11 protein-coding genes and 1 pseudogene are annotated in these 15,446 nt (G+C 60.5%); all 12 read left to right on the top strand.

Annotated elements, in window-relative coordinates:
* The first annotated feature begins 3 nt into the window (after nucleotides 1-3).
* The 12 genes and pseudogenes from V9L13_RS20140 to V9L13_RS20085 all read left to right on the top strand — a co-directional run bounded on the left by V9L13_RS20140 (nucleotide 4) and on the right by V9L13_RS20085 (nucleotide 15,445).
* A complete protein-coding gene (locus V9L13_RS20140; protein WP_045122679.1) occupies nucleotides 4-1,524 on the top strand; it encodes a sigma-54-dependent Fis family transcriptional regulator in 1,521 nt (506 codons plus the stop codon).
* A 333-nt stretch (nucleotides 1,525-1,857) separates the two neighbouring features.
* Nucleotides 1,858-1,998, top strand: coding sequence for a hypothetical protein (locus V9L13_RS20135; RefSeq protein WP_003229566.1), 141 nt, complete (start codon nucleotides 1,858-1,860; stop codon nucleotides 1,996-1,998).
* Nucleotides 1,999-2,016: 18 nt separating this feature from the next.
* On the top strand, nucleotides 2,017-3,210 hold the full coding sequence (tagH, locus tag V9L13_RS20130; RefSeq protein WP_003229565.1) for a type VI secretion system-associated FHA domain protein TagH: 1,194 nt from the start codon (nucleotides 2,017-2,019) through the stop codon (nucleotides 3,208-3,210).
* A gap of 5 nt (nucleotides 3,211-3,215) precedes the next feature.
* Nucleotides 3,216-3,716 (top strand): type VI secretion system lipoprotein TssJ, encoded by a 501-nt coding sequence (gene tssJ, locus V9L13_RS20125; RefSeq protein WP_103483742.1) that lies wholly within the window; start codon nucleotides 3,216-3,218, stop codon nucleotides 3,714-3,716.
* Between the two features lie 2 nt (nucleotides 3,717-3,718).
* Complete coding sequence (gene tssK / locus V9L13_RS20120) at nucleotides 3,719-5,050, top strand: type VI secretion system baseplate subunit TssK (protein ID WP_007962327.1); 1,332 nt, start codon at nucleotides 3,719-3,721, stop codon at nucleotides 5,048-5,050.
* Between the two features lie 5 nt (nucleotides 5,051-5,055).
* On the top strand, nucleotides 5,056-5,931 hold the full coding sequence (icmH, locus tag V9L13_RS20115) for a type IVB secretion system protein IcmH/DotU (RefSeq protein ID WP_103483741.1): 876 nt from the start codon (nucleotides 5,056-5,058) through the stop codon (nucleotides 5,929-5,931).
* Nucleotides 5,932-5,943: 12 nt separating this feature from the next.
* Complete coding sequence (tssM, locus tag V9L13_RS20110; protein WP_338800356.1) at nucleotides 5,944-9,483, top strand: type VI secretion system membrane subunit TssM; 3,540 nt, start codon at nucleotides 5,944-5,946, stop codon at nucleotides 9,481-9,483.
* A complete protein-coding gene (locus V9L13_RS20105) occupies nucleotides 9,483-10,211 on the top strand; it encodes a PP2C family serine/threonine-protein phosphatase (RefSeq protein ID WP_003229555.1) in 729 nt (242 codons plus the stop codon). The genes tssM and V9L13_RS20105 overlap by 1 nt, the downstream gene beginning before the upstream one ends.
* Nucleotides 10,208-11,209 carry a serine/threonine-protein kinase gene (locus V9L13_RS20100; protein ID WP_338800355.1) on the top strand — a complete coding sequence of 334 codons (1,002 nt, stop codon included), beginning with the start codon at nucleotides 10,208-10,210 and terminating at the stop codon, nucleotides 11,207-11,209. The genes V9L13_RS20105 and V9L13_RS20100 overlap by 4 nt, the downstream gene beginning before the upstream one ends.
* Before the next feature lie 28 nt (nucleotides 11,210-11,237).
* A pseudogene (locus V9L13_RS20095) lies at nucleotides 11,238-13,226 on the top strand (type VI secretion system tip protein VgrG); the annotation flags it as partial.
* The gene (locus V9L13_RS20090; RefSeq protein ID WP_338802887.1) at nucleotides 13,203-13,673 is read left to right on the top strand and encodes a peptidoglycan-binding domain-containing protein; all 471 of its coding nucleotides are present in this window, start codon (nucleotides 13,203-13,205) and stop codon (nucleotides 13,671-13,673) included. The pseudogene V9L13_RS20095 and the gene V9L13_RS20090, both read left to right, overlap by 24 nt.
* A gap of 11 nt (nucleotides 13,674-13,684) precedes the next feature.
* Nucleotides 13,685-15,445 (top strand): peptidoglycan-binding domain-containing protein, encoded by a 1,761-nt coding sequence (locus V9L13_RS20085; protein WP_338800354.1) that lies wholly within the window; start codon nucleotides 13,685-13,687, stop codon nucleotides 15,443-15,445.
* Nucleotide 15,446: the final 1 nt, after the last annotated feature.

The following is a 15,446-nucleotide window of genomic DNA, read 5'->3' as shown; positions in this document are numbered from 1 at the left end:
GTGATGTTCACTCAAGTGCCGCAGCCACTGGTCTATGCCGAAGCCTTGCTGGCGCAGTTCGCCAGCCTGTCGCGCGCGGCGGACGGTGCTGCGCTGCTGGGTGACTTCGTGCGTGGTCTGGCCGAGCTGAGCGGTTGCGAACTGACCCAGCTGTACCTGCTCGACGCCACCCACACCTGCCTGGGGATGAACGCTGAATGCCTCGACGGCGCGCTGCAACCGCGCGCCGCCACCAGCCTGCCGGCGGACTACAACGGTGAGCAACTGCTGCAATTCGCTCTGTGCCAGAACCGCGTGGTGTGCCTGGATGATCTGGGTGCCAGCCTGCACGAAACCAGTTTCCTGCCGGCCACCGCCGGTGCCTGGCAATCGCTGCTGTGCGTGCCGCTGGTCAATCAGCAGAAGGCGGTAGAAGGCCTGCTGCTGTGCGCCAGTCGCCGTCACGTCGATCTGCAGGGTTTTGCCGATTCCCTCGGCCAGCTCGGCTCGTTTGTCCTCGGTCAGTTGCACTTGCTGCAACGCCTGCGTCAGCCGGTCGGGGTCGAGACGCCAGTGAGTCGTAGCGTGCCGAGTCTCAACGGCTATGGCCTGATCGGCAAAAGCGCGGCGATGCGCCAGACCCACTCGCTGATCAGCAAAGTCCTGCACAGCCCGTACACCGTGCTGTTGCGCGGCGAGACCGGCACCGGCAAGGAAGTGGTGGCGCGGGCGATTCACGATTGCGGTCCCCGTCGCTCCCAGGCGTTCATCGTGCAGAACTGCGCGGCGTTCCCGGAAAACCTGCTGGAAAGCGAGCTGTTCGGCTACCGCAAGGGCGCCTTCACTGGCGCTGATCGCGACCGTGCCGGACTGTTCGATGCGGCCAACGGCGGCACCTTGTTGCTCGATGAAATCGGTGACATGCCGCTGTCGCTGCAGGCGAAGATTCTGCGGGTGTTGCAGGAAGGCGAGATCCGCCCGCTGGGTTCCAACGACACGCACAAGATCGACGTGCGCATCATCGCCGCGACGCACCGCGACCTGGCGGTGCTGGTCAGCGAAGGCAAGTTCCGCGAGGACCTGTACTACCGCCTGGCACAGTTCCCGATCGAACTGCCGGCCCTGCGTCAGCGCGAAGGCGACATCCTCGATCTGGCCCGGCACTTCGCCGACAAGGCCTGCGCTTACCTGCAGCGCGACCCGGTGCGTTGGTCCGACGCGGCGCTTGAGCACCTGTCCGGTTACACCTTCCCCGGCAACGTGCGGGAACTCAAGGCATTGGTCGAGCGCGCGGTGCTGTTGTGCGAGGGCGGCGAATTGCTGGCCGAGCATTTCTCCCTGCGCATGGAGCCGATGCCCGAAGACCACAGCGGCCTGAACCTGCGCGAACGCCTGGAAAAAGTCGAACGCACTTTGTTGCTCGACTGCCTGCGCAAGAACGACGGCAACCAGACCCTCGCTGCCCGCGAACTGGGCCTGCCGCGCCGCACGCTGCTCTACCGCCTCGGGCGCCTGAATATCAATCTGGGTGACTTCGATGGTTGATCTGAACCTGGCTCTTGCCGTTTGCACAACTCCTGTCTTGAAGGGCTTCTCTGTGGCGAGGGGATTTATCCCCGATCGGCTGCGCAGCAGTCGTAATCCAGCAAACGCGGTTTTCCTGAAAGAACCGGTAATCAGGTTTTGGGGCTGCTTCGCAGCCCATCGGGGACAAGTCCCCTCGCCACAGGTTGCTTACTCGCCACGGAAGGTGCATACGCCTCGGTGGTCTGGCTCAAGGCCCCGATGTAGAGCCTTCGAGACCGCCCAAAGAATTAATTTCAGCGCCGCCCGCAAGGGTCGGCGCTTTGTGCTTTGTCTACCCCTGGAGACCCTCTGATGTCTGTTCGTCACTGGCACGCTGTCCTGCTGACCCTCGTCGTTCTATGCGGCCTTGGCGGCTGTAGCGGCAATTACAAATTCAACGACAACGACTATCGCCCGTTGGGTGATCCGCAAGCGGTCAATCGCGGCAAGTGACCGCAAGGAGCATCAAACATGGAATTGGTTTTCGAAATGCTGAACACCAAGCAGTTCGTGCCCACCGAGTTGTGCCAGAAGACCTTCAAACAGGCCGGCGGCGTGATCGGGCGGGGCGAGGACTGCGACTGGATCATTCCTGACCGCAAGCGTCATCTGTCCAATCACCACGCGATTGTCAGCTACCGCGAGGGCACGTTTTTCCTGACCGACACCAGCAGCAACGGTGTCCAGGACGGCGACAGCGGCGCACGCCTGCACAAGGGCGAACCGGTGCGCATCGAGCACGGCAGCACCTACGTGCTGGGCGACTTCGAGATTCGTGCGCGGCTGGTGCGTGACCCGGCGACGTTCGATGGTGAAGTCGGCCGTCCGCGTGCCGCTGGCAGCATCATTCCGGACGACGCCTTCCTCGATCTTGATCCGCTGAACGCGATTGAACAGCAAGAGCGCGTCTATTCGGAAATCGACGAACTGTTGGCCCCGACCGCCAAGCCCGAGGACTCCCGTCAGCGTGCCGACTATGCACGCATCGACATGGAAAGCCTGATGGTGCCGGAGCTGATCGCCCCGGTTGAGCCCGAGCCAGCTCCGGCCCCGAAGGTCGTCGAGCGGCAGAGCGAGGGTTTCTGGGAGCATTTCGGTGCAGCGCTGGGCGTTGACGTCAAAGGCCTGGATCACGACGCCCGCGAAGCGCTGGCACTCAACGCCGCACGCCTGCTGCGGCAGAGCATCGGCGGTTTGCAGCAGAGCCTGCGCACCCGTTCGGAGCTGAAAAACGAACTGCGTCTGGCCCAGACCACCGTGCAAGGCACCAACAAGAACCCGCTGAAATTCGCCGTCGATCCGAGCGAAGCGCTGGAGATTCTGTTGCAGCCGCACAAGCCTGGTCATCTCCCTGCCGAGCAGGCGATTTCCCGTGCGTTCCGCGATCTGCAAGCGCATCAGGTCGCGCTGCTTACCGCCAGCCGCGCCGCCGTGCGCGGCACCCTGGAGCACTTCTCGCCGGAGCAACTGACCCTGCGTTTCGAGCGCGACAACAAGCCGTTGATCGCCACGTCGGGCGGGCGCTGGAGAGCGTTCGGCCGTTACCACCAGGCACTGCGTCAGGACGATGACTGGAGCGAGCGCCTGCTGGCCCGCGATTTCGCCCAGGCCTACGAAGAACAGATCCGCCTGATCTCCACCCTCCACACCGACCACCAAGGATGATGCGCATGTCTCGCCGCTCGACCGCTTTTTTCAAGACGCTGACTGCGCTCACCGTACTGGTGCTGCTCGCCGGTTGCTCGTCGCTGTCGCCGTACTCGAAAGTGACCAAAGTCAATCTGAAGCTGACCGGCAGCGATCAGCTCAACCCGGACCTCAACGGTCGTCCGTCGCCGATCGTTGTGCGCCTGTTCGAACTCAAGCACCCGGTGACCTTCGAGAACGCTGATTTCTTCAGCCTCTACGAGCGCGCCAAGGAGTCCCTCAACCCGGATCTGGTGGCCAGCGAAGAACTCGAACTGCGCCCGGGTGAAACCGTGGAAATGAAGCTCAGCGTGGAGGAGGGCAGCCGCTACGTTGGCGTCCTCGCTGCGTACCGCGATCTGCCGGAAACCAAGTGGCGCTACACCGTTCAGGTCACGCCGCTGGAGCTGACCGAAGCTGATCTGACCCTCGATCAGGCCGGTATCCGCAATACCCATGAAGCGCTCGCCAAGGCGGATGACTGAACATGAATACCCATAAAGTCATTTGGCAGGAAGGCATGTTGCTGCGGCCGCAGCACTTCCAGCACAACGATCGCTACTACGATCACCAGATGAAAACCCGCACCCAGTTGCTGGGTGGCTACACCTGGGGCTTTCTCAATCTGGAGATCGACCTGCAGTTCCTCAACATGGGCAAACTGGTGATCAGTGCCGCGTCGGGGATCCTGCCGGACGGCAGCCTGTTCGAACTCGGCGGCAACACCGAGCCGCTGGCGCTGGACGTACCGCCGAACACCGGCAACACGCCGATTTACCTGGCGCTGCCGTTGGTCACCGGTAACCACATCGAGGCGCGCCGTCCGGAGCAGTCCGATGTGCTCGCGCGGTACACCGCGTATGACGCCGAAGTGGCTGACTCCAACGCCGGTGACGATTCCGCGAGCCAGGTCAGCTGTGGCCGCCCGGACTTCAAACTGTTGCTCGGCGAGCAGCAGAGCGATCAGGCCTACGTGAAGCTGAAGATCTGCGACGTGCTCGACACCACGCCGGACGGCGTGATCAGCCTCGACCCGGATTTCGTACCGACTTACATCCAGGCCCACGCTTCCAGTTATCTGCTGTCGTGCCTCAAAGAAGTCATCAGCATGCTCAACCACCGGGGCGACACGATTGCCGAACGGATTCGCTCCAACGGCAAGGTCGGCGGCGCGGAAGTCGGCGACTTCATGATGCTGCAACTGATCAACCGCACCGAACTGCTGCTGCGCCACTACCTCGGTCTGGAGCAGGTGCACCCGGAAGAGTTGTACCGCACGCTGCTGACCATGCTCGGTGATCTGGCGACCTTCTCCAGCGACAGCAAGCGCCCGCGTCTGGACAGCCGTTATTCCCACGCCGATCAGGGCGCGAGCTTCCGCAAACTGATGGAAGCGATTCGTCAGGTGCTGTCGATGGTGCTGGAACAGCACGCTATCGAACTGATCCTGCAGGCGCGTCAGTACGGGATCATCGTATCGCCGTTGCACGACCACAAACTGCTCGGCTCGGCGTCGTTCGTGCTGGCGGCAAGTGCCAACTGCGACTCCGAAGAACTGCGCCACCGCTTGCCGGCGCACCTCAAGGTCGGCCCGGTGGAGCGTATCCGCCAACTGGTCAACCTGCACCTGCCGGGGATCAAGGTCAAACCGTTGCCGGTGGCCCCGCGGCAGATCGCGTTCCACTCGAACAAAACCTACTTCATCCTCGAACTCAGTTCCGAAGACCTGGCGCAACTCGAGCGCTCCGGCGGCTTCGCGTTCCACGTGTCCGGCGAATTCGCCGAGCTTGAACTGAAATTCTGGGCCATCAGGAACTGACCGACATGATCAAGGAAACGGATTACAACCAGGACGACAAAACCGTCCTGCTCGATCGTCAGGGCCACGGACCGGCAGCCAGTCCGCTGACCGACTTCGCCGCGCCGCCGCGCTTCGAGCAACTGGAAGAACGCATGATCTACGCCGCGCGCCTGCGCCCGGCTGAGGCCTTCAACATCAGCCTCAATTCGCTGGTGGCGGCGTCGTCCGAACTGCTCTCGGAAGTGGTGCGCCTCAAGCACAGCGAAACCCGCGAAGACCTCTACGCGCTCAACGAGCGCCTGACCGCCGGGCTCAAGCTGTTTGAAGTGCGCGCGTTGCACAACGGCGCTGAAAGCAGCCAGGTGATGGCCGCGCGTTACGTGCTCTGCACCGTGGTCGACGAAGCTGTCGTGACCACACCGTGGGGCAACGAAAGCGAGTGGTCGCAGATGAGCCTGCTCAGCAGCTTCCACAACGAGACGTTCGGTGGCGAGAAGTTCTTTCAGCTGCTTGATCGGCTGTCGAAGAACCCGGTCAAACACCTGCCGATGCTTGAGCTGATGTACCTGTGCCTGTCCCTCGGTTTCGAGGGCAAGTACCGCGTGCAGGCGCGTGGCATGCTCGAACTCGAAGGCATCCGCGACGCCCTGTACCGGCAGATCCGTCAGTTGCGTGGCGACGTGCCGCGCGAGTTGTCGCCGCACTGGGAAGGCCTCAACGATCAGCGCCGCAACCTGGTGCGCATCGTGCCGGCGTGGATGGTGGTGCTGTTCACTGTCGTCTGCCTGGTGGTGATGTATTCGGGCTTCGCCTGGGTTCTGGGCGAGCAGCGCGACACCGTTCTGCAACCCTATCAGCCGATCGATCCGGCCGCGGTTCAACCGCAGTCGCAGCCGTAACAGGGACGTGTGATGAAAAAGTTTTTCAAGAAAGTCGGCGCCTTCCTGCGCAAGACCTGGGTCTGGACCTTGCTGCTGGTGCTGTTCGTGGCATTGCTGGTGTGGTTCGTCGGCCCGTTGTTGGCGGTGGATGACTACAAGTTCTGGGAGAGCGCGACCTCGCGCCTGCTGACCATCAGCGTGCTGTTCCTGATCTGGGGCCTGACCATGGTCTTCGTCAGCTGGCGCGCGGGCATCCGCAAGAAAGCCGTCGAAGAAACCGAAGACGGTCAGGATCGCATTCGTCGTGACGAGCTGATCGAAGAAGAGCAGAAAGAGTTGAAGGCGCGCTTCAAGGACGCGCTGAAAACCCTGAAGACCTCGAGCCTGTATCGTGGCCGCAGCGAACGCTGGCGCAACGACTTGCCGTGGTACCTGCTGATCGGTCCGCAGGCCTCCGGCAAGACCAGCCTGCTGGACTTCTCCGGGCTGGAATTCCCGATCAACAAGATCGACCGCAAGCTGACCCGCGACACCCTCGGCACCCGTCATTGCGACTGGTACTTCGCCGATCACGGTGTGCTGATCGACACCGCCGGGCGCTATACCACGCAGCCAGACGCGGAAGTCGACGGCAGTGCCTGGACCACCTTGCTCGAACTGTTGCGCAAGCGTCGTCGCGGGCGTCCGTTGAACGGTGTGCTGGTGACCATTCCGGTGGAATCCCTGATCGGTGGCAGCGAGCAGGACATCGACACCCTGGCGCGCCAGGTGCGCGGTCGTCTGCAAGACGTCTATCAGAAACTGCACGTCGACGTGCCGGTGTATCTGGTGCTGAGCAAGGCGGACAAGCTGCTCGGTTTCGACGAGTTCTTCGATCAACTGACCCGCGAAGAAAGCGATCAGGTGCTGGGGACCAGTTTCCGCAAGGATCAGGTCGGCACCGACGTCGCGGTACTGCGCAGCGAGTTCGAAGAGCTGCTGCGTCGCCTGAACAATCAGGTGATCATGCGCATGCACTCCGAGCGCGATACCCAGCGCCGTGGCCGCATCCTCGACTTCCCGCATCAACTGGGGCAGATCGGCGAGCGCCTGTGCCTGTTCGTGGATATGGCGTTCACCGGCAACCGTTACCAGCGCGCGACGCTGTTGCGTGGTTTCTACCTGACCAGCGCTCCGCATCTGACGCAGGAAATGGACGCGACCACCGCCGGCATCGGCGCCAACCTGGGCATGAATGCCGGTGTGCTGCCGACCCTGCGTAGCGGCCGTTCGCGCTTCATCCATCATCTGCTCAGCCGGGTGATCTTCCCGGAATCGGATCTGGCCGGTCTGGACAAGCGCGAGCGCAGCCGCATTCATTGGGGCCAGCGTGCGTTGTACGTCGGTGCACTGGCGGCACTGGCGCTGTTCGGCATGCTCTGGGCCGGTGGTTTCTCGGCCAACTATGAGCGTCTGGAAAACCTGCGCACCCTGGCGCAGAACTGGACTCAGCAGCGTTCAGCGCTGACCCCGCGTGATGATGCGATGGGCGTGCTGAAAACCCTCGACACCAGCTACGCCGCGACTCAGGTGTTCCCGAAGAAAGGCGACGTCTCGTACCACGAGCGTGGCGGTCTGTATCAGGGCGAAGACGTCAATCCGGTGGTCAGGCAAGCCTACGAGCATGAGCTCGAAGCGCAATTGCTGCCACGGGTCGCGACCCTGCTTGAAGGGCAGATCCGCGCCAACATGAAGGACCGCGACAAGCTGCTCAACAGCCTGCGTGCGTACCTGATGCTGAACATGAAAGACCGTCGTGACGCCGCATGGCTCAAGGACTGGGTCGCCACTGACTGGTCGCAGCGCTACACCGGCAACACCGCGGTGCAGAACGGCTTGAACACCCACCTCGAGCGTTTGCTGAAGCAGCCGTTCATCTACCCGCTGAACGATCAACTGGTGACTCAGGCACGTCAGGTGCTGCGCGCCGAATCGCTGGCCACCGTGGTCTACCGCATGCTCCGCGAGCAGGCGCGCAACCTGCCGGAATACCGTTTCAGCCAACACCTTGGCCCGCAGGGCTCGCTGTTCATCGGCACCGAATACGTGATCCCGGGGTTCTACACCCAGCAGGGTTATCAGCAGTACTTCTCGGTGCAGGGCTCGGCGCTGGTCACCGACATCCTGCGTGACAACTGGGTGCTGGGCGAAGGCGCGGGCATCAGCGACATGGACTTGCGTCGCCTGATGGTCGAGCTGGAGCAACTGTATTTCCGCGACTACGCCAACTACTGGAGCGAAGCCGTTGGCCAGGTGGCCTTGCCGCCGATCAGCGACGCCGGTGAAGGCGCCGAGCAACTGGCGGGCCTGACGTCGGCCAACTCGCCGGTGCTGGCATTGCTCACTGAAGTGCGCGAGAACACGCGCTTCCCGGCTGCTGCCGATCCGGTGGATGAAGCCGGTGATGCCGCCGATGCACTGGCTGGGCAGAAGGGAAAACTGGGCAAGGTCGGCAAACTGGCCTCGGCTGTCGCCGACAAGGCTTCGGCGCTGAACGTGGCGAAGAGCCTGCCGGACACCGCGAAGAAATCCCTGCAACGTCGCTTCGAGCCGCTGCATCGTTTGCTCGATGACAACAACGGCCCGGCCGCTGACCTGACCCCGGCCATCAGCGCGCTCAACGACCTGCAACTGCAACTGTCCGGCCTGGCCCGTTCCAGTACGCCGGAACAAGCCGCGTTCGAAATGGCGAAAACCCGCATGAGCGGCCAGCGTGATGCGCTGACCAACCTGCGTGCGGCCTCGGGTCGCCTGCCGCGTCCGCTGAGCGTGTGGTTCAACGTGCTGGCCGAGGACTCGTGGCGCCTCGTGCTCAACGACGCTTATCAATACCTGAACGGCCGTTATCAGAACGAGCTGTACAGCGTGTATGGCAAAACCATCAGCAAGCGTTATCCGTTCAGCGCCAGCAGCACCAGCGACGTGGCGATCAGCGACTTCCGCGAGTTCTTCCGGGCTCAAGGCACCGTCGACCGCTTCTTCGACAGCTACATGCGTCCGTTCGTCAGCGGAGATCCGGGCAACTACCGGATGCGCAGCGTCGACGGTCACAGCCTGCCGGTATCGAAGATGTACCTCGACCAGATGGCGGCGGCGCTGACGATTCGCCAGAGCTTCTTCTCGATCAACCCGGCCGAGCCGACCGTGCAGTTCAAACTGGAACCGTACACCCTCGATCCGGCGGTGAGCCGTTCCGAGTTCAAGTTCGGCGACAAGACCATCGAATACCGTCACGGTCCGATTGTGCCGGTGTCGTTCAAGTGGCCGACCGATGCTGAAGACGGTCGCACCAGTCTGGTGATGGACAAGATGGCGGGGCGTCCGATCGGTATCGAGAAGAACTCCGGCCCATGGTCGCTGTTCCGTCTGTTCGACCTGATGCAGACCGAGTACCTGACCGGTCGCGACGTGCTGGTACTGAAAGCCGACGTGGGTGGCCTGCGCGCCAACTACCTGCTGACCAGCCAGCGCACGCCGAACCCGTTCGACATGGGCGTGCTGCGCACCTTCCGTATGCCGGTGCAGCTCTGATGCTGGTGGCCAGTCCCTGGCGCAGCGCGGCGCGTACCGACCCGGGCAAGGTGCGGGCGCGCAACGAAGATGCCTTCCTCGATAATCCACAGCAGGGGCTGTGGGTGGTCGCGGACGGCATGGGCGGTCATCAGGGTGGCGACATCGCCAGCCAGTTGATCGTCGCCAGCCTGGCTGAATTGCCGCAGCACGAGGACTTCGACGAACGCCTCAAGGCCATCCGCCAGTGCCTGCACTGGCTGAACCGGCGTTTGGGGCAGGAGTTGACGGTCACCGCCGGACGCCACGACAGCATCATGGGCAGCACCGTCGTGGCGCTGCTGGTGGAAGGCAATCGCGCGGCCTGCATCTGGGCCGGCGACAGCCGCTGCTACATGTGGCGCGGGCAGCGGCTGTATCAGCTGTCCAAGGACCATTCGCTGCAACAGCAACTGATCGACGAGCAACAGATGAGCGTCGAACAGGCGGCGGCGCACCCGGCAGCTCAGGCCTTGACCCGAGCCGTCGGCGCCGCCGAACAGCTGACCCTGGATGTCCTCGAACTCGAGGTCTATCCGGGCGATGCGTTTTTGCTGTGCAGCGATGGTTTGTATCAGGGCCTGAGCAGCGATGCCCTCGGCAACGCCCTTAGCCTCAGCGCGCCACATGTGGCGCTGGAACGTCTGTTCGACGGCGCCCTGCGGGGCGCCGCCCGGGACAACCTGACTGCCGTGGTGATCCGCCAATGACTGAAATCGAATCCTCAGTCGATGACTTGCTGATGAGCGAAGAGCAGGCCAGCAACCTGACCTACTTCGCCTTCGCCAAGGCAAACAACGCCGAGCCGTTGCTGGCGCCGACCAAGGCCAGCATCGGTGCATTGCCGGACGTACTCGCCGGCCGCTACCACCTCGAGCGTCTGCTCGGGGCGGGCGGCATGGGCGCGGTTTACAGGGCGCGAGATCTGCTGCACGAGCAGTTCGGCGATCCCGACCCTTACATTGCGCTGAAAATCCTCAGCGAAGAATTTGCCGAATCGCCGGACGCCAGTGCCTTGCTCTACAGCGAGTTCGCCCTGACCCGACGCCTGCGCCACGACAACGTCGTGCGTGCGCACACCTTTGAAGTCGACACCGACTGCCAGCGGGCCTTCATCACCATGGAATACATGCGTGGTCTGACCCTGGACAAATTGCTCTGCGAGCGGCCTCTGGGCCTGCCGTGGAAAGAAACGCGCGACATCGCGCTGCCGCTGCTCGACACGCTGGCCTACGCCCACCGTCGCGGCGTGCTGCACGGTGACATGAAACCGAGCAATGTCATGCTCAGCGAAGACGGCCTGCGCCTGTTCGACTTCGGTCTCGGCCAGGCAGACGAGGGCGTGTTGCCCGGCCTGCCGCACCTGAGCCGCGAGCGTTTCAACGCCTGGACCCCGGGCTACGCCGCCCCCGAACTGCTTCAGGGCCAACCGTTGTCGGCCAGCGCGGACGTGTACGGCGTGGCCTGCGTGATCTATGAACTGGCGAGCGGCAAACACCCGTTCCGCCGCTTGCCCTCGACCCAGGCCCGCGACGAGCACCTGGAGCGCGAACTGCAAGCCCCGGCGAACTTACCGAAACACGGCTGGCCAGCGCTGCGAACCGCGCTGAGCTTCAACGCGGCAGAACGCACCATCACTGCCCAACAATTGCGTGACGCCTTGGGCGCCACTTCGTCCTGGCTGCAACGGTTGCGACTTCGGGCGTAACGGACGACATTCGAACAGGGAGCGCTTTATGTTCAACCCAGCTAACGAAACCCACTTCAGCCTCAAGGTCGAAGACTACGTGGGCGACCTGCAAGTGCTGTCGTTCACCGGCACCGAAGGCATCAGCCAGCCGTTTCGTTTCGACCTCGAACTGGTCAGCGAAAACCCCGATCTGGATCTGGAAAAGCTCCTGCACAAGCAGGCGTTTCTCGCATTCGATCCGCAAGGCTCCGGCATCCACGGCCAGATCTACCGCGTCGCCCAGGGCGATGCCGGCAAGCGCCTGACCCGCTACAAGGTCTCGCTGGTACCGCAACTGCAATACCTGCATCACCGCACCAACCAGCGCATCTACCAGCAGATGTCGGCGCCGAAAATCATCGCGCTGATCCTCGACGAACACGGGATCAAGGGCAACGCCTACAGCTTCCAGCTGAGCCAGCCGTGCCCGGATCGCGACTACTGCGTGCAGTACGACGAAACCGACCTGCACTTCGTCCAGCGCCTGTGCGAAGAGGAGGGTATTCACTACCACTTCCAGCACAGCGAAAAGGGCCACCTGCTGGTGTTCGGCGACGACCAGACGGTGTTCCCCGACCTCGGCCAGCCGACTGCCTACATACAGGGCAGCGGCATGGTCGCCGAAGAGCCGGTGATCAAAGGCTTCAAGCTGCGCCTGGAAACCCGTACCAGCCGCACCACGCGTCGCGACTACGACTTCGAAAAACCGCGCCTGCAGATGGAAGCGGCTTATAAACCCGATGGCGAGAGCACCGAACCGGATCTCGAAGACTACGACTACCCCGGCCGCTTCATCGACCGCGCACGCGGCAAGTTCCTCAGCCAGCGCGCCCTCGAACGCCACCGCGCCGACTACCGCCAGGCCGAAGGTCGCGGCGACCAGACCAAACTGGTCAGCGGCCACTTCATGGCCCTGTCCGACCACCCGCGCAGCGAGTGGAACGACCTGTGGCTGCTCACCGAAATCTTCCACGAAGGCAAACAGCCGCAAGTCCTCGAAGAAGGCGTGACCAGCGACACCACCGACAACAAGGACGACTTCCACCAGGGCTACCGCAACACCTTCCTCGCCACCCCGTGGGACGTGTTCTACCGCCCGGCCCTCGAACACCCGAAACCGCGCGTGCTCGGCAGCCAGACTGCCATGGTCACCGGCCCCAAAGGCGAAGAAATTCACTGCGACCAATACGGCCGCATCAAAGTCCAGTTCCACTGGGACCGCGAAGGCCTGGCCGACGACAAAACCAGCTGCTGGCTGCGCGTCTCCAGCTCCTGGGCCGGCGACCGCTACGGCGCCATCTCCATCCCGCGCGTCGGCATGGAAGTCCTCGTCACCTTCCTCGAAGGCGACCCCGACCAACCCCTCGTCACCGGCTGCCTGTACCACAAGGAAAACCCGGTGCCGTACGCCCTGCCGGCAAACAAAACCCGCAGCGTCTTCAAAACCCTCAGCTCCCCGGGTGGTGGTGGGTATAACGAACTGCGCATTGAAGACAAAAAAGGCGCGGAGCAGATCTACATCCACGCCCAGCGTGACTGGGACGAAAACATCGAGCACGACCAGAAGATTCGTGTCGGCAATGAACGCCACGACACCGTGGTGAAGAACACTTACACCGAGCTCAAGGCCGAAGAGCACCGCACCACGATCTCCGACCGCAAGGTTGAAGCGAAGCTGGATGATCACCTGACGGTTGGGCAGAACCAGCATGTGAAGCTGGGCACGGCGCAGCTCACCAGCGTGGGCAAAGAGATTCACCTCAAGGCTGGGGACAAGATTGTTATCGAGGCGGGGACGGAGCTGACCATCTTGGGGGGTGGGAGCTTTATCAAGCTCGATGGCGGTGGTGTGACGGTGGTTGGGCCGGTGGTGAAGATTAATGCGGGTGGCTCGCCGGGGAGTGGCACCGGGATCGGGATTAAGCCGCCGGTGCTGCCGGGGGCGGCAGATAAGGATAAGGCGGGGAGTTTGATGGATCAGGCGTTGGGGAATGCGGTGCCACCTCCTCCGCCAGCATCCGAGAAAAAGAGCTTCCGTATTCAGATGAAGCGTCCCTATGACAAAAAGGGTATTGCTGGACAGCCCTATACGCTGGAAGTGGATGGAGTGACCTATAAAGGCACAACTTCCAGTGAAGGGTTTGTTGATCAGCCAGTTCCGCCTGATGCGAAAAAGGGAAAGCTTACTTTCTATCCTTTTGGCACGGAGTCGCAACCGTGGATATGGGAGTTGGATTTGAAGGCCCAATCGGAGACTTCTGATGTCAAAGGTCTACAGTCTCGTCTCAAGAATCTCGGTTTTTACGATGGAAAAGTCGACGGCGATAATGGGCCGAAAACAAAGTATGCCACTCGTTGCTTTCACCGATCATGTGAGTTGGCAGATAAAGATTATCTTTCTTCCAGCGATGTTAAGCGGCTAGAAGAACAACATATTGCGTAAGGGAGTAAGCAATGATTTATGGGGATTTTGATCTTTGTCGTAAAGATCACGATGGTAAGCCAGCGCAGAACACACCTCCGCGATGGGGAGGGGTCAATAATCCTCCAGTAACGATCACCAGTGCCGAAACAGCAGTAGCTGCCTCAGGTACTAGTGCGGCTTTGGCAGTGCCGGAGCATGTTAGAAAGCTTCAAGAGGACCTGATTAGTTTGGGGTTTTCTGTTGTCGGAAAGCCTACTGGAGATTTTGGCTCTAGAACCGAATGGGCCGTTCGGGAATTCCAGATTTATGCTTCAATGACACAAGTTGCATGTGTGAGGGACGAGAAGAAAGGTCAGCTACTGCTGGATCAGGCAGGCTCCCCGGTACGAATAAATAATTTGGACGTTTACTACGACAGCTCGGCAGGTATTGTTGCAAAGGCGGGAAAGTCACCCGCTGTAAGTGGGTCTACGGTTGGTCCTGCCACATATTATGTTGATAGCCTTAGGTCAGTAGCCAATGCAGCAAAATATACTGGTCCGATAAGTGGCGTGGTAAATCAAAAAACTAGAGCTGCGATTGAGCATTGGCTTAGCAATGACTATAGATGTCCGGTTGTCTTTGAAGCCTGGAAAATAACTGCCGGGGCTAGAGTTGATTTGGCCCCTAAAGGTTGCAACATATGGGCTCACGATAGTTTTACCGAAGGAAATCCCAGAGTCGTAATGCGTGACTTCAGTGATTATTTTACTTTCCCTGAAGGTCGCGCTCAGACCGAATACCATGCCGTGGGTTACTATCAGAGTGGTACATATGGCGGTCCGAATGCTGGGAAAGCACATAGTTGGTCATCCCAGACTGCAATGACTGTAGAAAAAATTACTGGATCACCGGTAAATCCGATGCAAATTAATAGCTCAACCCTATCAACTTATCGAACGATAAGGGTGGTTGCGGAAGCTGAGTGTTTTGGACGTTTTGATGTACTCAATGCTTGGGATAATGCTCTTATTTCTGGTGGTCCATGTCATTGGACTATGGGGAATTTTGGAGCAGGCGCATATGGAAAAGGTGAGTTTGTTGGGTTCATGGCGTATCTAAAAAATCGCAATCCTGAAATTTTCAAAAAGGTGTTTGAAAACTTCGGTTTGTATCCTGCGAAGGAATGGGGTAATCCAACTCTGTATGATACGAATACTATGACCTACGCTGGCTGGGTAAAACTTACTAACGATACATATGCGGTTTCCCAAGCGACTCATGCGGATAGCGAATTTACTGCGCTAGGCACTTCGCAGGACGAGGCGCATTATTTAAAAACATGGCACTGGTTTAATCGTCTTAGCATGGCGGCAAGAACTATTCCAGGATATAGGTCTACAATGTGGTCCATGGCTAAGCTTCGGCTGAAAGAGATGTTGACTGATCCAATTGGATTTCAAGTTGGAGGTGCAACGATTAATAGCACGATAGGCAAAATTTACACTTCGGAAAAGGCCGTGGCAATACTTCTTCGTTGGCACGTTTGGCGTCCTGCTCATATTGTTGGCGCACCACCAAACAACAGGCTTAATGCAGTTCTTCAAGGAACAATAAATGGTTCCACAGGAATAAATTGGCAGCTACCGATTGCGAGTTGGGGAGATGCACACGAATCGGCATTAACTGCAAGGCTGTATACAGCTTTAGAGGCCTTGAACGATACGATTACCGGTGCTATAGGTTTTGGCGCCAGTGAAGCTCAAGGCTCGGTTAGAATCGGACGAAATACATTTGTTCTGGAGAATTAAT

This window comes from Pseudomonas sp. RSB 5.4 (assembly GCF_037126175.1).
GTDB lineage: Bacteria > Pseudomonadota > Gammaproteobacteria > Pseudomonadales > Pseudomonadaceae > Aquipseudomonas > Aquipseudomonas fluorescens_H.
Note: the sequence above shows the minus strand (reverse complement) of the source record. Positions and strands in the feature narration are given on the sequence as shown.